Raw genomic sequence first — 17975 nt, 5'->3', positions numbered from 1 at the left:
CACTAAAAGTCCGCTATTCTATTTAAATAGTAGATTATCAAAAATCCAATTAGGAACTCTACGTTTTTTTCTATGACTGAAACCGTTTATTCTTCGATCGCAACTACTGTGACCGGAGCACCAATGCAGTCTCTCGCAAATAATGGGAGTGCCGTCAGTTTAACACGCTTGCTAGTAATTTGGTCAAGATTACATAGAGCAGCAATGATATATCCATGAGCGTGGAGTGGCCAAGAAGCAGCCCAATCTGGCCAGGATTTATCTTTCGTATAATTTTTTAAGTAGATTTTGGCCTGCTCAGATGGAAATGGAGGGCGCAGCCACTTTGGAAGGTCAACCCACTCCTGTTTCATATGCTTCCACCCGCACGATCCGACGTACGCTACATCAATCGCTACTGTATCACTGCCTTTTTCTTTCATAACCTCTGTTAAACGAAGTGAGCCAGCTTCACTAAAGTGTGGTGTGCGAATTGCATAGTCATCACCAAGTTCTTCGTATCTGCGTCCATTTCCCCAACCGGTTCTGATTAGCACGATGTCTCCTTCTTTATAATCAGGATTGGAAACTACGTATTTATCAATATCCTCCGGCATGATTTCTTCTTCTGCGTTCTTTGGAATATCAATCACAACAGCATCCCGATTTACAAACAGGTTTAAATCGATCTGGCCGATTGTTGGTGCATTATCGTCAATCGTGGCAGCCATCATCAGTCTTGTGCCAGTTTCCGAATGAAGTGACAATGCATCAATACGTACTCCATTATTCTCCAGCGTAACAATTGGCTCCTGACGGAATGGTGCATCCCATGCCCAGACATTGCCTACCGGCATTCCCGGGTAAAGTGGAAGTGTAAGATTTGTAACCTTCGCCATGTTGAAACCCCTTTCATTATCCTGTATTATTTTTTATTTACTTTTCATCAATTTGGATTTGCCATAATCCCGTATCTGGTTCATGTCTGCGTGTCACATTATCAAGTCCGGACAGCTTTGCAATGAATATCTCTGCCTGTGTCCAGATACTGCCTCGATACAGATGTCCTGCAGTAGTTTTTGCTCCATCTTGGGAACATATTAAATGAATATGTGCTTCGATTGTCTCTTCCTTAGGGATAATGTTCCCTGCTCCCCCAACTATTTCAACAGGTCGTTCAAATGCGTACGTATCAATTTGATCAGCACCTTCATATTCCCTGACAATCGGAAGGCTAGTATCAACTCTTGGGTTTCTGAAAGCGCCATCTTTTAATGTCCCTAACATCGACAGGATGACACCATGTGTTATTCCTTCTTTCTTCGCGAATTCCTCAATTCCATGAATTAAATCAGTACCTGGCTTAAGCCTTAAAACATAAACTTTTTCTAGGTTTCCGCCTGCGGCCATATAGTTCATTTATGATCCTCCTTTTTCCAACATTTTCTACAACTAAAGAATACCATTATGAATACTTATTTGTACACAAATAAATTAGTAAAATATAAATTTTTTTGAATAGTAGGATACTTCTCTCAGTTGTTCCTCATTAACAGGCCGATTATCCCACTTTTAACGTCAACTAAAAATAAAAATCTCGTTACGATGGCGGCAGAAGGTCTTTTGCTTCCATTGAATTATCCTGCTATTGAGCAATCTCCTAGGGTAATTAAGTGGAGTTCTAATTGTAGTAAGTAGTATAGCTTACAACTATTTTTCACGGATAATTATTCGAGGCAACAACAAAAAGAAGCAGGAGAACAGTCCTTATGCTTCTGTAATGAAATATATAGAAAGAATCGGGAGTACCAACCCCATTTTTAAAAAGCTTATTCCTCCTGTCCTTTTCTCTCACTTTTCCATATATAAAGGGTGAAAGGAGGTGAGGGACAATGGCGCAGGCAATGTTAAAGGATTCAAGATTGACACTTGTTTTTGAAACGGGGATGAATGAGAAAGGGGAACCGATTTTCAAAAGCAAATCGTACGCAAACGTCAAAAAGACGGCAACAGCGGACCAGCTGGCTCAGGCAGCCTCGGCCCTGGGCACACTCAGTGCTTATCCGATCAGCACGGTTGAACGTATGGACAGCTCAGATATCATTTAATTTACTTTTAGTAAGATAGAGAGGAGGTGAATCAGATGGCCAGAGTATTGGAATTGAATTTTGTCACTGATCTTGGTAAACCAGCCCGTTTGACGTTGGATAGCCCTAAAGAGCCGATTGACCCTGCGGTTGTCAAGCTTGCAATGGAACAAATCATTGCCAGCAGCGCATTTTCCTCCAGCAATGGAAACCTTGCTGCTGTCGGCAAGGCACGCGTCGTCGAGCGAAATGTCACCGAATATGAGTTAGTGTAAGCGATAAGAGGCCGGTTTCCAGGGGGAACCGGCCTTTAACAAATATCGCTCAGAATGATTGATAGAAAAGGAGGATATCGAAAATGGACCAGCTCATCCCATTGATTAGTGATGTCGGATTTCCGATCGTGGTCACATTGTACCTGCTGAATCGAATCGAAGCAAAGCTCGACAATGTGGTCCAGTCGATTCAGAACCTACCTGAGCGGATGAAGGAAAGAGCTTGATTATTTGACTTGGGTATCCCATGAAACAAAATGTTGGAAACGAGCATGAATTAGCAGCTCGTTTTTTAGATGACCCCAGTACAATGAAGTGACCCCTGTCAAGTAGACAGTAATAAAACAACATATTTAAGAAGCCTGAGTTCTGTATTCATATGGACTCAGGTTGTTTAATTTTCCCTGGAAACGCTGATGGTTATAGAAACCTATATATCTACGTACGGCATCCTTAACTTCTTCGGCTGTTTGGAAAGAATAAAGATGGAAACACTCTGATTTAAAATGGCTGAAGAAGTTCTCCATACAGGCGTTATCCCAACAGTTTCCCTTCCTTGGCATACTGGCTTTCATCTTATATTTTTGTAGTAGGTTGTTATATTGGCGGGATGTATATTGGTAACCCTGGTCGCTGTGCAGGAGGATCCCTTTTACATTTCGTTTTTTCTTTGCCTTCTTTAGTGTGTCTATCACCAATTTCAGGTCGTTCTTCCGGCTGACGTGGTAAGCTACAATTTCATTATTATAGAGGTCTTTAATGGCAAATAAGTACAGTTTCTGACCATTGAAAATCAGATAGGTAATATCAGTGACCCATTTCTCATTAGGCTTTGAAGACCTAAAATCCCGGTTAAGGTGGTTGTCTGAAATAACGTATGCTTCCTTCTTCCCATAATAGGGCTTCTTTTTGCGAATCACCGCTGTGACGCCCATTTCACCCCGTAGCCGTTGGATACGTTTATGATTAATGGCCAATCCATATGTTTTCTTAAGCCACGTTTTGACGCGACGGTACCCATAAATCCCCCTATGCTTTTCGTGGCACTCCATTATTTTTTCCTTTATCTTCTGGTCCTCCAGCTGCTTCTCGGAAAATGAAGCCTGCCGTTTTACCCATTTATAATAGCCGCTCGTTGATACACCAACTATTACGCATAATAACTGGATAGGGTAGTTACCGCCCGACATTTCATAAATGACCTCAAACTTTCTGTTTACTGGTACTGCTTCCATTCCCCCTTTCACATCTTTAAGAGCTTTTTTAGGATTTTATTTTCTGCTTCAAGCCTTTTAATTTTTTCTTCTGGTTCCTCCGGGCGCGTTCGTGGTCTCCCCTTACCAGGACCGTTGGCTTTCCTCGTTTCTCTTCAAGGACCTGTAAACCTTCAGCTTCAAAATAATTAACCCAGCGACGAATCTGTTTTTTATCAATGCCTAATTGATTAGCCACCGCTTCGTAACTGATATCGCCTTTGAGGTACAGGTCAACGGCCTTCTTTTTAAATGATATATCAAACGTTCTCATAATTTTACCCATAGAAAATCCCCTCCTAATACACAGGTTAGTGTGCTTTCTTTTTTCTGTCTACTATGAGGGGAGCATATCACAATACTGGAGTCATTTTTTAGCCTCCAGGCACTTTTTATTAAACTGTCCGTTATAAGGGGTATAGCTCACCGTCCCCATGCTTCTAATTTTTAATAGTCTTCAATGTCTTTTGATCTTTGCTTAAAATAATGATTTCATATATATCGTCTTTAATTGCTTTTTGTGCTTCTTCTGATTGAAGGAAGTCCTGGATGGTTTTTTCAATCTTCGCTGCGACTTCTTCCTTATCGGTGTCGGAAGATGATATAGTGGTCCGTACTTCAATATAAAAACGTTCTTTTTTATTTGAATAGCCTGCCCCATCCACTTTATATTCAGTCTTTGCCGTCAAACCTTCCGTAATGGTATGGAAAAGGGGCAATAATCTTCCTTCACGTTCTTGCAGGTCAGGATCAAACAGATAAAATTTAACCTTAAAATCTTTGCCGTGTTCTTGTTTTAGATTTTGTATAATTTGCGCCTTCATTTCATCCAATCTTTTCTCTGTGTTGGGAACGTAATCAATGTGTATGATTCCTTCGCCCACCCCTACTCCATTTGGTTCGTATCCATATTGCTTTAGGACTTCCCCAACTGTCGCCGTTATTTTTTCTTGCTCTGCCTGGGCTTCTTGCTCGAATTTTGAATCAAGCTCCTGATTATCTTTGGATTCATCCGGTTGGTGGAACACCTTCACTGTGTATGCATCATTATTTCTTAACTTCAATATATCTTTAATAAGGTCTTCGACCGGTGATTTTACTTCATTATAATATTCGACTGGACCCTCAAACCCGACTGAGACCTCTTTTTCCCGAATACTTACACCTAATTGTCCATATTGATAGTTGTTTTGATCAAGGGTGTCTTTAATTTCTTCACCCAGCGGTTTGGACTCAAACAATAAATTTAAATAGGGTATCGATGATACGATTTGTGCCATGGCAGGTGATACAAATGCGGATCCTATGAATAGGCCAAACGCCGCTGCAGCGGACAAAGAAAATGCAGCCACCCTTTTCCAAATCACTCTGTTATTCCTCGTCCCATTGCGAAACACTTTCCATTCTTTATCTATTTGTTCTTCTATTTCTTTGTCAATGCTTCCATTTTCATATCGATCTGGCAGCTCTGCAATAAATTTCTCCAGAGATTGGGGAACCTGCAAGTGTTCCAATGATTGGATATTCTCTTGTTTTTTATATCCCATTCGTCTTTACCTCCTGTAAAAAGCTATTAGATTCGGCCATGATTTCTCCAAGCTTTTGTTTTCCTCTTTTCATGCGCGTTTTTATAGTGTTCGCATTTTCATTGAGAATGAGAGAGATTTCCTTCACGGACATATCTTCATAAAAATGAAGAAAAAGGGGCACACTCTGTTCCTTTTTTAGTTTCAAGATATACGCAAGCATTTCTTGTTTTGTTTCTTTTTGGATCGCAACCTGTTGAGCAGAGTTTGAGATTTTTTTGCTCTGGGCTTCCGTATTAGCATCAAAATCAATATGTGAAACGCGATTATTCTTGCGATAGATATCTATTGAGCGTGAATAGACGATGCTGTAAAACCATGCCTTAAAATTTGTCAAATCTTTATTTTTCATAATACTGATATAAGCGCCTTCAAGAGCATTTTGCAGAGCATCCTCTGCATGTTCTTTTGACTTCAGTATAAGAAAGGCTGTTTTATAAGCAGAGGGTAGCAGGTGCTTAACAAGAATACTAAATGCTTCTTTATCACCTTCCCTTATTTTTTGTATCAATTCCTGTTCATTCTTCAAAGGTGGGACCTCCCTGTTCAAGTTGTTACATATATTTAACGAAATGAAACGATCATCTGGTTTCACTTCTAGCTCAAATAATTCATTTTCTTTCATTATGTAATAGAATTTCTTTACTATGATTCTTAAAAAAGGATCCCCTCTATTTCAATCGCTCTAAAGAAATTTTACGAAACGGAAACTGAATATACTAATACTGCGTCTAGTCATCGAAAGGAAATTTGTTTAGGGAGAATTGGGGTATGAATAGTAAAACAATTGTGTTTTTTCTTTTCAGCACTCTTCATTGTCGGAGTATAGGTGAAGGAATCAAACGCACCCGACCAACCGAGTACCAATTCGAGCAGAAGCAGCCCTATTTAACCAGGCATTATTGTTGAACGTTAGAGGAGCATCAAGGGCAAACAATCCAAATATAATATATGTATTCATTGATGATGCTGGAGGGCATTTAATATGCTGCGTTTTATAATTCAATTCGGTGCTTCCTCTTTTTTGCTTTTGTTTTCTACTGCTTTTGCTTTGTATGAAGGGAGTGCAATATTGGATAATTCTTTGGAATGGGAATATTCCACACCTTTTACAGAGCTATTGTATGGTGAAGTGAATAAATCTAGTGACATATCACAACTGGATTACTTTGTCTATGCTGCTAAATTTCAACCCGCTTACCCCGTTATTATGGTTTTGAGCAGCTTATATTTGTTGATTCTTATTGGATACTATGTCTTTAAACAAGTGAAAAAATTGTTTGCCTGCTATCTATTCTTTTTGGGCGGAGGATTATTTTCATTCAGTTATTTTACATAAAATTCTCCAACAGTCGGTGGCCATATACTGTTCCCTCTTTTCTCAGTTTGTGGTTTGCTGTCTATAGTAACTGCTCTAATAATCTATTTTCAAATTTCAAATCGAAAAGCAAAGGGACGGTTCTTCTGTATCCATAAGACTATGATAAAATAATTTGAATCGTCTATACCCATGTTTCTTTCGGCCTGTCATTATGACAGGCCGATTGTTGTTTACTTTTCTTAGATTTTGTTCCAATGACACTTATACAGGCACTTTCCTTGTGCAATCTTCAACATCCCTGTGATTTTTTAACTACAATAATTGGGCAAAAGAAAGAAGCATGAGAACCGTCCCCATGCTTCTCCTCATGCTTCTCCTCACTCCACCGGAACAAACCGTGTTGGCGCTTCGCTCTGAATTTCATCTCCTTCACTGGCAAAAAACACGTACTCTTTTACACCCCATGAACCAAGAATTGTGTTTACCTTCAATTCTCCACCGGCCGAGTAAACAACAAAGTTGCTACCTTCGCCGACCGGGACGACCTTGTATCTACCCTCAGCAATATCACGCCCGACTACAAAATGCCCGGCGGGAAGCTGCTTCGGTGCCTCTTTTTTCTCCCGGATTTGGCCTTCGATGCCCGCCAGTTCCCCTTTTTTGGATTCAATCGTATTTTCCAGGTTTTGAATCTCAGTTTGTTTTGCTCCTAGATCCGACTGTATTTTAGCAACCTCCGCCTCCAGGGCCGACCTATTCTCTATTACCTTTTTCGCCTCGGCGTACGCTGATTCCTGCTCTTTAATCTCTCCTTGAACCGCTGTCAGGTCTGATTCCGCCTGCCTGATATCCTCCTTAATGGATGCCAGTGATCCTTCTTTCCCCTCTATTGCTTTAACCAATTGGTTATAATCCACTTTTTTCTCTTCCAATGTCACTTTAGCACTCGATACACCAATACTATAAAAAATAATGCCAAACACCAAAGCCGCCACGACTGTTAACCAAAATCCCTTGCTCTTAAACTTGCTCTTCACTTCCACCTTATCCAATTCCACATTGATTCACCCCTTTATTAATAGATATATATATCTTAAGCATAATATTTTTTCCTAGAAATTTTCCTTTTATTTATATAAAAATTCCCGCATATTATACCGGTTGGTACAGTAAGTTGCATGTCCATAACGAAAACAATTTTGCATTTCGCTTCTCAAATTGAACATACCTAATGTATTCAACAGTTTAGAAAACAAAAATCCTTTGGTTTTTCAAGGTTCCTATGTTTCTTAAATGATGGATAGACTCCAAAAACTTTTAACATGGAAGCAGAAGAACCGCCCCCATGCTTCTGCAGCATGTCCTTTTCTCCCATTTTTCCATATATAAAGGGTGAAAGGAGGTGAGGGACAATGGCACAGGCAATGTTGAAGGATTCAAGATTGACACTTGTTTTTGAAACGGGGATGAATGAGAAAGGGGAACCGATTTTCAAAAGCAAATCGTACGCAAACGTCAAAAAGACGGCAACAGCGGACCAGCTGGCTCAGGCAGCCTCGGCCCTGGGCACACTCAGTGCTTATCCAATCAGCACGGTTGAACGTACGGACAGCTCAGATATTATTTAATTGATTTTTAGTAGATAGAGAGGAGGTGAATCAGATGGCCAGAGTATTGGAATTGAATTTTGTCACTGATCTTGGTAAACCAGCCCGTTTGACGGTGGACAGCCCTAAAGAGCCGATTGACCCTGCGGTTGTCAAGCTTGCAATGGAACAAATCATTGCCAGCAACGCATTTTCCTCCACCAATGGAAACCTTGCTGCTGTCGGCAAAGCACGAGTAGTCGAGCGCAATGTCACCGAATATGAGCTAGTGTAACCTATAAGAGGCCGGTTTCCAGTGGAAACCGGCCTTTGATGAAAATCACTTGGATTGAATGATGATAAGAAGGAGGAAGTCAAAAATGGAACAGCTCATCCCATTGATTAGTGATGTCGGATTTCCGATCGTCGTCACATTGTACCTGCTGCATCGAATCGAAGCAAAGCTCGATAATGTGGTCCAGTCGATTCAGAACCTACCTGAGCGGATGAAGGAAAGAGCTTGATTATTTGACTTGGGTATCCCATGAAACAAATGTTGGAAACGAGCATGAATTAGCAGCTCGTTTTTTATTTTATCAATCCGCTCCAACTTCCTTCTTAAATAGCCAATTTACCCCTGTAAAGATACATTCTTGGCGACCGAAAATGTTCGTTTAACCCTTTCTCCTGTCAAATTGGACAAAGGATTGTTCGCGGTAATTTCTTGCCTCTTCCCCAATAGCATGCATGAAGCACCAGAGCCGTCCCCATGCTTCCCTAGGCAACAGGTAAAGTGATTGTCACGGTTGTTCCCTCGTTTACCCTGCTGGAAAATTCTATTGTTCCGCTGTGATTTTTAATGATTTTCTGACTGATCATCAATCCTAGTCCGGTTCCCTTTTCTTTCGTACTATAAAAGGGTTCCCCCAACTTTTTGATCCGATCTGCAGGGATGCCTATTCCTTGGTCGATGACTTTGATGACAGCGCACCTATTTTCCTCCAGGAGAACCACGTTAATAATTCCGCCTTTTTCCATTGCTTCAATGGAATTCTGAATAATATTGAGCAGAACCTGTTTTATTTTGTCCTGATCACAATCAATGTAAATCGGATCCTGATGTTCGTAATCAATCACGACATCGTGCATGATGGCCTGCGGGCTTACAAAAGTAACAGTCTCCTTGATCAAAGATGTAAGATTCGTGTGGGTCAAATGAAAATCCTGTGGCTTAGCCAGTACTAGCAAGTCACTGACGAAGGATTCAATTCGGCTCAATTCTTCGAGAATGATTTCCGCGTACTTATCTTCCGCCTCTTTCTGCAGCTGGGTAAACCCTTTAATGGCCGTTAGGGGATTGCGAATTTCATGGGCGATTCCGGCTGCCATTTGTCCCATGACAGACAGCTTTTCAGCGACTTCCAACTGTTCTTCAGTCTTTTTGTGTTCTGTAATGTCCCTAATCATAATCAAAATCACAGGCCTGTTGTTGAATTCAGTGGGAATCAACTGGACGTCGCCTTTTTTAATTTCTTGATCCTTTCTATAAAAACTCATTTCAAACTCGACACATTTTGAAGAACTTAAATACTTCTTAAGTTCAGGATGAAAGTCAGAATCAGCATACTCGTATAGTGACGTTCCGACGATTTCCCCAAAACTGCTTGCACCTAACAGCTTCTTTCCCCAGTTATTAATGTATGTCCAGATTCCTCCCTGGGTGATGATTCCCATTGTATCTTTGGAATGCTCCAGGAATAAACGGTCCCTTTTCTGATTTTGCATAATTTTTTCTTCTTTTATAATGCGTTGAGTGATATCCCTGGAGATTAAAACGACTTCCTGATTATCCATTGTTTTAGAACCCGAGCTCTCCAGCCAAACATAGTCTCCTTCTTTCCTTTTAAAGCGGAAAAAAATGCTTGCTGGGAAAGCTGAAGAAAAAAAGGCTTTTACATTTTCCCTATCCAACGGATGGCAAAATTCATTCATTCTCCTTCCCGCCAATTCAGATGACGGATAACCCAATAAGGAAAGACAAGCAGGAGAAACATACGTAAATGTTCCATTTGCAGAATGACTGGAAATTAGGTCAGTTGAGTACATCATGGCAAAACCGATATGTTTAATATCTTTAATGTCAGGGAAACTTCCTTTGTATGTAATTTCTGTCATAGGAAAAGACTCCTTCTTTATTAAAAATTCAGCTATATCCCATGATGTCTAATAGATAAAAAGTAATAGAAAAAAGCATTGTTCACATTGTAAAAACACAGATAGCGATTATTTATGGGGGGTCCGTAAGTAACTTCGTTCTAGAGGAGATAAGTTAGCACAGCTTAAACGAGTCCGATCGGGGGCGTAAAAACCAAAGTTAGTAGTATATGTACAATAAAATACCGTTGCAAAATCTTCTAGTTTCCCCTATTCTTCTTTTAAACTCTGATGTCTATTCCTATTTTATCAGTACATAATGCATGTTCAATGGTACATAAGAAGGATAATGTATTAATATGAAGAATTTTACAGAAGAAAAGCCGGGGCATGGTTTCCCTGACTCCGGCTCTCAAAACCATTTAACACTATGAAAAACGAAGCACAACAACCATACCTCCGCTTCTACCTAATCCTATACCGATTCGTGCCGGCATCCTCACTGATCCGGAAGCCTGGTTTTGGTTCAATATAGAAGGTGAGCGGGCTTTTTGTGTTTTTGGTGATGATTTCTCTTAGTTCCTCTGCTTTTTGTCGTTTATTGTTGAAGGAGGTTTCTTTCATTTCGATTTCAAAGGTGTGGTTATAGCTGAGCAGCACTTCTGTTTTCCTGACCCCGATTGCCTTCGTCTTTTTGATGTGCATAAGCGAAAACCAGACGCAATTCTGCTTGCTGCAGGCCTTAGTAGGAAACAGCCAGATGCCAAGATATTGATTGATTTTTAAAGGGTACATTTTCATAACGCCGAGAACTTCCTTTGAACTATCACGGGCACCCCGAAAGCTTGAACCAAGCCGCAGCAATGTCTTATTAATGACCTGGACAGGCGTCCTTTGTACCAGAAATGTTTTTTCGCCTTCAATGACCCTGGTGCACAGGCTGCCAAATTCATCATATTCCCCAGTTAACAGGACAGTTTCTTTATTAATCATATAATCAGCTAACATATTCATTCGCCAGTTCCCCCTGATATTGCATTATTCATAAAAAAGGGTATACTAACATTGAGTTGGTATACCCAACCACGCAAGCCCTCGGGAATGTCGGCCAGACTATCTCCCGGGGGTTTGTCCATTCTTCATGTAAAAATGATAGATTCAGAGATCAATTTGTGTGTGCTTAAAATTTTTCATGAACATCTATTAAATCCGGTCTTCATCCCTTCTACTTCCTTTCCCTCACCTCCCCTGCTGCTCAAGCCATGCAACAAGCCTTTCAATATTTTCTTTATCGCTTGACAGGTAAAAATAGCGTTCCCTGCCCTTAATATCTCCTTTAAACTCTTTCCAGACTGGATTCGTCCGTTTCCAGTTCAGTGCTTTTAAGGGCCGCATCCGCTCAACCAATTCCTCCTTCCGTTCATCAAACGTTTTATTCTCCAAACCCTTATTGGCATAGTAGGCAATGCTCAGCAGCAGTGTCGTATTTGCAAGCATCGACTCTTCAAAATTGCCAATTGTTTCGGGTGGATACCAATGAAACAGTTCATCAAACCAAAAATCCAGTAGTTTAACGTATTCATTAAACTGCAGATAAGGATGATACCCGTCATCTGCAACCCGGTAGACCATCCTTCCTGTAATAAAAATCGCGACAATTTGCCGGAGCTGTGTCAATGATAATAGGTTTTTATTCTTTGGCCGGATGACTGCCCGTTTTTCGGCTTCTATTCCGGCGATGTTCAGTTTTTGATTTGTTTTCAGAAGCTTATTGGTAATTTGGTTTAGTTCATTCCGCGAATCAAAAGCAATCCGCTTCGACAAAGAGACTTTTTTGCCCTTTGTGTTAAGGTCAATGTAAAGTTGGCCTGCCTCTTCATCGGTAAGCCCTTCCAAAAAAAGGACACCTACTTCTGTAGATTTTAAATTAACAAGCAGTTTATAGCCTTTTTTTATGTCGTCGTCTTTGTCGCTCATGATTGCCCGCTGCGCCATTTCTTCCAATTGGCAGAGTGCCTTAAGCCGCTGATTGCCATCTATGACCGTAAACTGTTTCGGCTTTCCGTTGTCCAGCTCCCCTGACGGTACATTCGCTACCACAGGAGGAAAATAGATCTGCTCCTGGCTCACATTCTCGAGTATGTATTTTTTGATGGATCGAACATGAAGCTTGTTTACTTCCCTTAACGTCACATCCCCAGTCCTTATAAGTGTTGAAAGCTCCTGGATCGTGTAGGCTGCAATGGATTGCCGTTTTGAGAAAACTTCATTAATAATCATTTATAGCCTCCTCTCCTTCCAGAATCGAGATCATTTGCATAGCTGTATTTTCAATTGCGGTTGTCGTGGAATGATTTTTGATTCTTCCTGTTGAAGGGTCATAGAGATGAGAAAAAAGTGGATCATCATGCTTCCAGGTACAATGTTTTTTTAATGATTGCAGTCTTTTAATTGCTTCCTTATGGTTGATGGTGGGCTTTTTCGTAAGCTGATAGACCGTGTACGCCAGTGCCACCTGAATTCCGGTCAAGCCTGATACATACCGCTTGCGGTTTGCCATCTGACGGGGGAATATTTTCAGCCAAGCTTCAAAGAAAGCCAATGCTATATCCGGTACCTCTTCCGGGGAGCATTTGCGAAAATACGGATCCCCTTTCTTTACTGTCAGGATGCCCTCAAATAAGGCTATTAGGCATTTTCTTATGGTGGCAAGCGAAGTGACTGCGGAATTTTGGCCGGTCAGGCGTGAAAGTTTTTGTTCTATTTCAAAGTGATCGCGTAGTTGTTCGGCAATTTCCCTCGTCAGTTCCGTGTATTGATCACGCTGGTCATATTGCATCACCAATCCAATGTGGGCTTCTTTCCGTTCCGAATTGATATCGCTGAACAACTGGCGTTCCTCTTGCCGGGAAAGTTCCAAGTACACCTGCATTGAGACCGGATATTCCTTTAGCTTGTCGATGTAAGACTGAATTTTGGCTGCCTCCTCAAAATTGCCAGATTCCTCAGCCGATTCCTTCCGCGATTTCAGATGGCTTAAGGCAGATGACATCGCAAAGGCACGATGCTGGCCATCCAGGATGTAAAGCTTACAGCCAGGATTCAGTTCCCAGCCTTGATCTGTTTCAACAATTGCACCCCTTGACGAAAACACAAACGGTGAAAAGTAAAAATCCTTATCTTCCAGAGCTTTTATTATAAATTCCCTTATTTCCGATCTTCGTTTTGGATCCAGATTGCGCTGCACTTCGGGATCTACTTCAAAAATGGCTTCCAATGTTGAAAAACGCAGCTGGGTCATCAATACTCTCTTTCCAAATTGCCTGTAACCGTTTCCACTTATTGTTGTCCGAAATCCTCCATATGTCTTTTCCATTATATCCCTCCTTGACATTATTATAGATACATCATTGTTTAGATGTAAATCGTTATTTTTATATAGTTAAAGTTTTTATTCAATCCACTCTGCACTTGTGTTTTCCTGATTTCAGCGAAATATTGCCGAAAAATAATTTTATTGATATAATATAAAACTTCCTTTATCCAGGCATACCATATTATTCTTATTGATTAGGTTTATTTAGATATTAAAAGCCTTAATTTACGGGATTTCACTATCTGCAGGGTGTAATTCCGGGTGTTCAAAAAAAATGGATATTTTATATTATGAGTTTTTCACAAATAATTCATATCCCGGTAACGAGGGGTATTCAATTTTAAATAACGACCCTAAACCATCTTCTGTAGCCCTTAAAAATCCCTCACTGCATCTCACTTCGACAGAATAGCTATGGACTGGACCGCTTATCACACTTTTTCATTCCTGCTGCATACTTATTTGTCTCGACTATTGCCGTGCAGTGACAGGCATCAAAACAGAACATTTTTTCACTTAAAACGCAAAGAACGACATTCTAAATTCATTTTTGAACGCCAAAAATATTTTATAGTGTCCATTTATCCCTTCAAAAGTCAAAAAGTGCTGTTCGACCACCCCAAGGCATTCCCGTTAAGGTAAAGGTACCCGGGAATACATGACAAAGCGCGCTTTCTGAAGGGATTCAGAAATGGAAAGCTTCGAACAGCTATTTAAGCAGTACACACCGATGATCCACAGCATTATGCGATCACTGAATATCTATAAAAACAAGGAAGAATTCTTCCAGGTCGGCCTGGTCGGCCTCTGGGAAGCAAGCAAACGGTTCGACGCAGACAAAGGCAGCTTCACCAGCTATGCCTACACATATATCAGAGGATTGTTTCTAACCGAAATGCGAAAATCAAACAAGCAAAGTGACCACAACATTCCGGCAAAGGAGGAGTTTTGGGAGTACATTGAAGATGAATGTTCCATCTGTCCGCTCGAAAAAGAATTCCTGTTATGCTACTGCACAATAAGCAGGCTGACCGAGAACCAGACAAAATGGGTACTGTATCATTGCCTTTCGGGCCTAAGCATAATGGAAATCTCCGAGAGAGAAAAAGTGTCTTTGTCGGCGGTGAAAAGCTGGCGGGCTGGGGCGAAGGAGAAGTTGAGAAAGGCTGTTGAGGAATGCATGTTTTTACAGTAAACCCGTTTATCATCAAAAATTGATTTGCTTACAAATACTAAAAAGAGCGGTAGTAGCATACTCACCGCTCCTTTTTCGTTGTACTAATATTGGTAACTACATAATTGGAATATTACCCCCGGATTCACTGAGGAATACTACATCAAGCGCAAAGTTAGGATGGTGCCTTTCCTCGTTTATCATAAGGAACATAACTCACTTATGACCTGCCTAACGATACTCACTCCCGCCGCCCCAAAGCTCACGGCCTCCGGTATGCCCCACGCTTGCATGTGTTTCCTGGTCAACTAACTGCAAGACTCCAGGCTCTTCATTGTGGTGCCAGGTGTATCCTTCTGGATTATCTCCATTAGACAAAGCCTCAATGTCAGCTTCGTTTAAGCCTAGCTCATCAGCTAAGTCCGGATCTGCTTGAATATCTTCATATAACTCATAGTTTGCGTAAGTAAAATGTGTATAATCGCTTCTCAAATACAAGTCTTCATCTATTTCCACTTCGTATTCACAGTCGAATACAGGGAAAGAATCAGTAACAGTTTCCCCATTCGGAAGCTGTACTGTTTTCGTCTCAAATGGCACGTCATCAGCTGATACATCAGTGCCTGTCTCCTCTGCGTCCGCAACATCGACTCCGTCTACAACATCGACAACCCCTACAGCCAATGCTCCTATTGCAACCGTTTTAGCGATTGATATTGCACCTTTTTTGACACGATCATGATCTCCATCCATAAAACCGCCAATGACTTCACCGCCATTATGGACAGTATGTTTAGCAGTTTGGTAGACTCCCTTCGCGGTCCTGCCGACAGCACTTCCGATTTCATTCAAGCCCTGATCACGTTGCGCAGGATTATCATTGATTATTCCCGCCACTGTCCCTACAGCTCCATCCGCAGCTTGTCCAACCGTAGTGCCAGCAAACTCTGAGGCTTTTCTTACTCCTTTTCCGATGTCCTCAATTACATCAGATCCGGTTAACTCCCCAATTACCTGGATTGGTCCTCCGACTACAATCCCAGCTGTTTTTCCTGCATATTTACCGAACCTCTTAAGAAAGCTCATCCCATTAACCCCTCCCGGATAAAAAAAACTATGACAAAAAGCCATAGCGAGAGGATCTCTAATCTATGGAAACCTGACGATCATAGCACATATCAGCATGCCTTAGACTCACGGCTTTGCGTCCTCCCCTTTCGAGAAGTTTGCCTTTTTCATAGTATTTAATTTGGAATTATTTACATATTTAGTATATAGGTCTTTGGAACCGGATGTAAAGTAAAAATTTACTCTCAACAATCGTGTCTATTCTTTCAGAGCTGACAGCGATTATACCTATATTATTGTAGCCGTGAACTTTTCCAATAACGCATGTAATGAAATAGGATCACTGGATTAAAAGAAACACAGAATGAAATCATAGTAGAATACACCATCAGTCCAACTGCCCAGTGGTAAATCACAACTCAAGCTGCTGGCTGGAAGTCTTCGATAGTTAAGATCTTTCCTGTTCATATACCGATTCGATATGTAAAGAGCTTGACTCCGGAAGCATATGTGAGGCTCTATTGTTTCAGGAGCACAAGAACCGTCCGAAACCACTGAAAAAGTCGGTTTTTTTGTAGCCAAATTTCATTGAAAATCGGATCAGTTGTTGTTCTTCCAAAAAAAAGAAATTAATTGTGTAAAACAAGCACTTAAAGAGGAGAGTATTTTTGCTATTTACTGCGATGGCGGTCAATTTTGCCTGAGTGGACATGCTTTTCAGACCGTACCCCTTGGCACGACCTAGCCCATGAAAATTCTTCATCTCGCCATTCTTCCATTCCTGGCAAGCCCTTTTCTTATATTTTTCCTTGAATTCTTCAGTTTTTTGAAATTGGCTGTAGCCGTAGAATTCTGGGCCATTGATGCTGACGACAAGAATTTTCCCTATCCGTTTCTCTTTGATACACTCATCCCTTAGCGGGCAGTTCCTGCATTTTTCCTTTTCGAAGTAATATTTGTAGGATTCCCTCCCACGCTTGTCTTTTGAGTGTTTTTTCCTCTCTGTTTTATTGCCTTGTTCGCAAAACCATTCATCGGAATCCTTGTTGCAGCTAAATAGATCCTCGTCGACCCTGTAGGCCATCGCGTTGACCGGTATGTAGGCTGATGCCTCCAGCTCCTTGATTTTATCGAGTATGGGCTTCTTGAAATAGGCTCTGTCTCCGAAAACTTCTTCTATTGTAACTCCACATTCTTTTGTAAGATCCATCAATTCATGGAACTGCGTCCCATCGACGTAGGCACCGTCATTGACCCTGACTGCAGTGATGACCCGTTCTTCCGTTGTCATGGCATACTCAGCCTTGTAACCAAAAGAAGTGTTCCGTCTTGCTTTTGTGACCAACCCTTGCATCCTGTTCCACAATGGAGCGAACCCCTTTTTGTTCGAGGAACTTGGGGTCATTTAGTATTTCTTTCGGAGTTCTCTTGTTTTGGATTCATCGCCTAGTACAACATTTTGCTCAACACTCGTGATGATCTTTTCGAGATAGTCCTTCATTGTTGCCTTTGCTTCCTTGTGGTCTTCTATTTCCTGATAGTCCGGAATGTTCTGTTTGATTGCCTCCGGCACTTCACCGTTTTCGGCTTCCAGGGTGCCAGTCTCTTTATGACCCTTTCAGGAGTGGCCTTGAAGGTGTTTGCCTCGGTATGGGTGGTATCGACACTGATTCCGGTGTTTTTATGATTCCTTTCTCTACGCACTGCTTGACGATTTCCTTGATGATTTCATCAAGTGTTACATCCTGAAGCTGGTGGACCCTGAACTTGGCCAAAAGGCTTGGATGGGGCAACTCCTCATCGGGGTTGATGTCAAGAAAGTACATATAGGCCAAGTTTAGTGAGGCGTCTTCAATGACCCTTTCATCCGAAAGCTTATAAAGGTGCTGAAGTACCAATAATTTCACCACGAGTTCGGGCTCTGTGGCAGGACTCCCTTAATATTTACTGTACGTATTCTCAAGAAGTTTATTAACAAAGCTGAAGTCAACGGCATCGTTTAATAGTTTAAGGGTATGATTCTCTGGAATTTTAAAGTATAATAACGAATAGAAGCTTAATTGCATATCCTTGCTTTTAAGCATAAGAAAATCCCTCCTTTGGTTTATTGGTTTTT

At 41.1% G+C, this 17975-nt stretch carries 20 protein-coding genes, 1 pseudogene and 1 riboswitch; of the genes and pseudogenes, 8 read left to right on the top strand and 13 right to left on the bottom strand.

Translation table 11 applies throughout. The features are described from left to right. Positions 1–86: 86 nt before the first annotated feature. Both CVD19_RS12820 and CVD19_RS12815 read right to left on the bottom strand, forming a co-directional pair. A complete protein-coding gene (locus CVD19_RS12820; RefSeq protein WP_101582256.1) occupies positions 87–878 on the bottom strand; it encodes a cyclase family protein in 792 nt (263 codons plus the stop codon). Positions 879–915: 37 nt separating this feature from the next. Continuing rightward, complete coding sequence (locus CVD19_RS12815) at positions 916–1398, bottom strand: PPC domain-containing DNA-binding protein (RefSeq protein WP_101582255.1); 483 nt, start codon at positions 1396–1398, stop codon at positions 916–918. Positions 1399–1871: 473 nt separating this feature from the next. Between CVD19_RS12815 and CVD19_RS12810 the strand changes: the two genes are divergently transcribed. From CVD19_RS12810 to CVD19_RS12800, 3 genes are all read left to right on the top strand, one after another. Then, positions 1872–2087 carry a DUF1659 domain-containing protein gene (locus CVD19_RS12810; RefSeq protein WP_101582254.1) on the top strand — a complete coding sequence of 72 codons (216 nt, stop codon included), beginning with the start codon at positions 1872–1874 and terminating at the stop codon, positions 2085–2087. A 35-nt stretch (positions 2088–2122) separates the two neighbouring features. Beyond that, positions 2123–2341, top strand: coding sequence for a DUF2922 domain-containing protein (locus CVD19_RS12805; RefSeq protein WP_101582253.1), 219 nt, complete (start codon positions 2123–2125; stop codon positions 2339–2341). 83 nt (positions 2342–2424) lie between these two features. After that, positions 2425–2568 (top strand): YvrJ family protein, encoded by a 144-nt coding sequence (locus tag CVD19_RS12800; RefSeq protein WP_101582252.1) that lies wholly within the window; start codon positions 2425–2427, stop codon positions 2566–2568. A 126-nt stretch (positions 2569–2694) separates the two neighbouring features. Here the strand turns inward: CVD19_RS12800 and CVD19_RS12795 are convergent, their stop codons facing one another. From CVD19_RS12795 to CVD19_RS12780, 4 genes are all read right to left on the bottom strand, one after another. Further along, complete coding sequence (locus tag CVD19_RS12795; protein WP_101582251.1) at positions 2695–3576, bottom strand: IS3 family transposase; 882 nt, start codon at positions 3574–3576, stop codon at positions 2695–2697. Positions 3577–3604: 28 nt separating this feature from the next. After that, positions 3605–3880, bottom strand: coding sequence for a helix-turn-helix domain-containing protein (locus CVD19_RS12790; RefSeq protein ID WP_257985122.1), 276 nt, complete (start codon positions 3878–3880; stop codon positions 3605–3607). A 154-nt stretch (positions 3881–4034) separates the two neighbouring features. Continuing rightward, on the bottom strand, positions 4035–5141 hold the full coding sequence (locus CVD19_RS12785) for a DUF4030 domain-containing protein (protein ID WP_101582250.1): 1107 nt from the start codon (positions 5139–5141) through the stop codon (positions 4035–4037). Then, positions 5131–5805, bottom strand: a complete 675-nt coding sequence (locus CVD19_RS12780; protein WP_101582249.1) for an RNA polymerase sigma factor — start codon at positions 5803–5805, stop codon at positions 5131–5133. The genes CVD19_RS12785 and CVD19_RS12780 overlap by 11 nt, the downstream gene beginning before the upstream one ends. A gap of 360 nt (positions 5806–6165) precedes the next feature. Between CVD19_RS12780 and CVD19_RS12775 the strand changes: the two genes are divergently transcribed. Beyond that, complete coding sequence (locus CVD19_RS12775; RefSeq protein WP_257985121.1) at positions 6166–6519, top strand: YjdJ family protein; 354 nt, start codon at positions 6166–6168, stop codon at positions 6517–6519. A gap of 359 nt (positions 6520–6878) precedes the next feature. On the opposite strand, the gene CVD19_RS12770 is transcribed toward CVD19_RS12775, so the two are convergent. Continuing rightward, positions 6879–7559 carry a hypothetical protein gene (locus CVD19_RS12770; protein WP_101582248.1) on the bottom strand — a complete coding sequence of 227 codons (681 nt, stop codon included), beginning with the start codon at positions 7557–7559 and terminating at the stop codon, positions 6879–6881. A 354-nt stretch (positions 7560–7913) separates the two neighbouring features. Between CVD19_RS12770 and CVD19_RS12765 the strand changes: the two genes are divergently transcribed. The 3 genes from CVD19_RS12765 to CVD19_RS12755 all read left to right on the top strand — a co-directional run bounded on the left by CVD19_RS12765 (position 7914) and on the right by CVD19_RS12755 (position 8611). Beyond that, the gene (locus CVD19_RS12765; protein ID WP_101582247.1) at positions 7914–8129 is read left to right on the top strand and encodes a DUF1659 domain-containing protein; all 216 of its coding nucleotides are present in this window, start codon (positions 7914–7916) and stop codon (positions 8127–8129) included. A 34-nt stretch (positions 8130–8163) separates the two neighbouring features. Beyond that, positions 8164–8382: a DUF2922 domain-containing protein gene (locus CVD19_RS12760; protein ID WP_101582246.1), complete on the top strand. Its 219-nt coding sequence runs from the start codon at positions 8164–8166 to the stop codon at positions 8380–8382. 85 nt (positions 8383–8467) lie between these two features. Beyond that, positions 8468–8611, top strand: a complete 144-nt coding sequence (locus CVD19_RS12755) for a YvrJ family protein (protein WP_101582245.1) — start codon at positions 8468–8470, stop codon at positions 8609–8611. A 253-nt stretch (positions 8612–8864) separates the two neighbouring features. Here the strand turns inward: CVD19_RS12755 and CVD19_RS12750 are convergent, their stop codons facing one another. The 4 genes from CVD19_RS12750 to CVD19_RS12735 form a co-directional block, all read right to left on the bottom strand. Continuing rightward, the gene (locus CVD19_RS12750) at positions 8865–10262 is read right to left on the bottom strand and encodes a PAS domain S-box protein (RefSeq protein ID WP_101582244.1); all 1398 of its coding nucleotides are present in this window, start codon (positions 10260–10262) and stop codon (positions 8865–8867) included. A gap of 444 nt (positions 10263–10706) precedes the next feature. Next, entirely contained in the window at positions 10707–11255 is a 549-nt protein-coding gene (locus CVD19_RS12745) for a competence protein ComK (RefSeq protein WP_101582243.1), read from the bottom strand. A gap of 225 nt (positions 11256–11480) precedes the next feature. Next, entirely contained in the window at positions 11481–12521 is a 1041-nt protein-coding gene (locus tag CVD19_RS12740) for a DNA sulfur modification protein DndB (RefSeq protein WP_101582242.1), read from the bottom strand. Then, positions 12511–13617 carry a DNA sulfur modification protein DndB gene (locus CVD19_RS12735; protein WP_101582241.1) on the bottom strand — a complete coding sequence of 369 codons (1107 nt, stop codon included), beginning with the start codon at positions 13615–13617 and terminating at the stop codon, positions 12511–12513. Before CVD19_RS12735 ends, CVD19_RS12740 begins: the two co-directional genes overlap by 11 nt. Positions 13618–14308: 691 nt before the next feature. On the opposite strand from CVD19_RS12735, the gene CVD19_RS12730 reads away from it, so the two are divergent. Beyond that, positions 14309–14812: a sigma-70 family RNA polymerase sigma factor gene (locus CVD19_RS12730; RefSeq protein ID WP_101582240.1), complete on the top strand. Its 504-nt coding sequence runs from the start codon at positions 14309–14311 to the stop codon at positions 14810–14812. A gap of 210 nt (positions 14813–15022) precedes the next feature. Here the strand turns inward: CVD19_RS12730 and CVD19_RS12725 are convergent, their stop codons facing one another. Both CVD19_RS12725 and CVD19_RS12720 read right to left on the bottom strand, forming a co-directional pair. Next, the gene (locus tag CVD19_RS12725; RefSeq protein WP_180953614.1) at positions 15023–15877 is read right to left on the bottom strand and encodes an HNH endonuclease; all 855 of its coding nucleotides are present in this window, start codon (positions 15875–15877) and stop codon (positions 15023–15025) included. A gap of 64 nt (positions 15878–15941) precedes the next feature. Then, positions 15942–16032: riboswitch (cyclic di-GMP riboswitch) on the bottom strand. Between the two features lie 353 nt (positions 16033–16385). Beyond that, a pseudogene (locus tag CVD19_RS12720) lies at positions 16386–17943 on the bottom strand (IS1182 family transposase). Positions 17944–17975: the final 32 nt, after the last annotated feature.

This window comes from Bacillus sp. T33-2, assembly GCF_002860205.1.
Lineage (GTDB): Bacteria > Bacillota > Bacilli > Bacillales > Cytobacillaceae > T33-2.
This window is presented reverse-complemented; position numbering and strand designations above follow the sequence as displayed.

Bases quoted from the DNA above. Each gene is read 5' to 3' on its own strand.
- CVD19_RS12820 (WP_101582256.1), bottom strand. From the start codon at position 878: ATGGCGAAGGTTACAAATCTTACACTTCCACTTTACCCGGGAATGCCG.
- CVD19_RS12815 (WP_101582255.1), bottom strand. From the start codon at position 1,398: ATGAACTATATGGCCGCAGGCGGAAACCTAGAAAAAGTTTATGTTTTA.
- CVD19_RS12810 (WP_101582254.1), top strand. From the start codon at position 1,872: ATGGCGCAGGCAATGTTAAAGGATTCAAGATTGACACTTGTTTTTGAA.
- CVD19_RS12805 (WP_101582253.1), top strand. From the start codon at position 2,123: ATGGCCAGAGTATTGGAATTGAATTTTGTCACTGATCTTGGTAAACCA.
- CVD19_RS12800 (WP_101582252.1), top strand. From the start codon at position 2,425: ATGGACCAGCTCATCCCATTGATTAGTGATGTCGGATTTCCGATCGTG.
- CVD19_RS12795 (WP_101582251.1), bottom strand. From the start codon at position 3,576: ATGGAAGCAGTACCAGTAAACAGAAAGTTTGAGGTCATTTATGAAATG.
- CVD19_RS12790 (WP_257985122.1), bottom strand. From the start codon at position 3,880: ATGGGTAAAATTATGAGAACGTTTGATATATCATTTAAAAAGAAGGCC.
- CVD19_RS12785 (WP_101582250.1), bottom strand. From the start codon at position 5,141: ATGGGATATAAAAAACAAGAGAATATCCAATCATTGGAACACTTGCAG.
- CVD19_RS12780 (WP_101582249.1), bottom strand. From the start codon at position 5,805: ATGAAAGAAAATGAATTATTTGAGCTAGAAGTGAAACCAGATGATCGT.
- CVD19_RS12775 (WP_257985121.1), top strand. From the start codon at position 6,166: ATGCTGCGTTTTATAATTCAATTCGGTGCTTCCTCTTTTTTGCTTTTG.
- CVD19_RS12765 (WP_101582247.1), top strand. From the start codon at position 7,914: ATGGCACAGGCAATGTTGAAGGATTCAAGATTGACACTTGTTTTTGAA.
- CVD19_RS12760 (WP_101582246.1), top strand. From the start codon at position 8,164: ATGGCCAGAGTATTGGAATTGAATTTTGTCACTGATCTTGGTAAACCA.
- CVD19_RS12755 (WP_101582245.1), top strand. From the start codon at position 8,468: ATGGAACAGCTCATCCCATTGATTAGTGATGTCGGATTTCCGATCGTC.
- CVD19_RS12750 (WP_101582244.1), bottom strand. From the start codon at position 10,262: ATGACAGAAATTACATACAAAGGAAGTTTCCCTGACATTAAAGATATT.
- CVD19_RS12745 (WP_101582243.1), bottom strand. From the start codon at position 11,255: ATGAATATGTTAGCTGATTATATGATTAATAAAGAAACTGTCCTGTTA.
- CVD19_RS12740 (WP_101582242.1), bottom strand. From the start codon at position 12,521: ATGATTATTAATGAAGTTTTCTCAAAACGGCAATCCATTGCAGCCTAC.
- CVD19_RS12735 (WP_101582241.1), bottom strand. From the start codon at position 13,617: ATGGAAAAGACATATGGAGGATTTCGGACAACAATAAGTGGAAACGGT.
- CVD19_RS12730 (WP_101582240.1), top strand. From the start codon at position 14,309: ATGGAAAGCTTCGAACAGCTATTTAAGCAGTACACACCGATGATCCAC.
- CVD19_RS12725 (WP_180953614.1), bottom strand. From the start codon at position 15,877: ATGAGCTTTCTTAAGAGGTTCGGTAAATATGCAGGAAAAACAGCTGGG.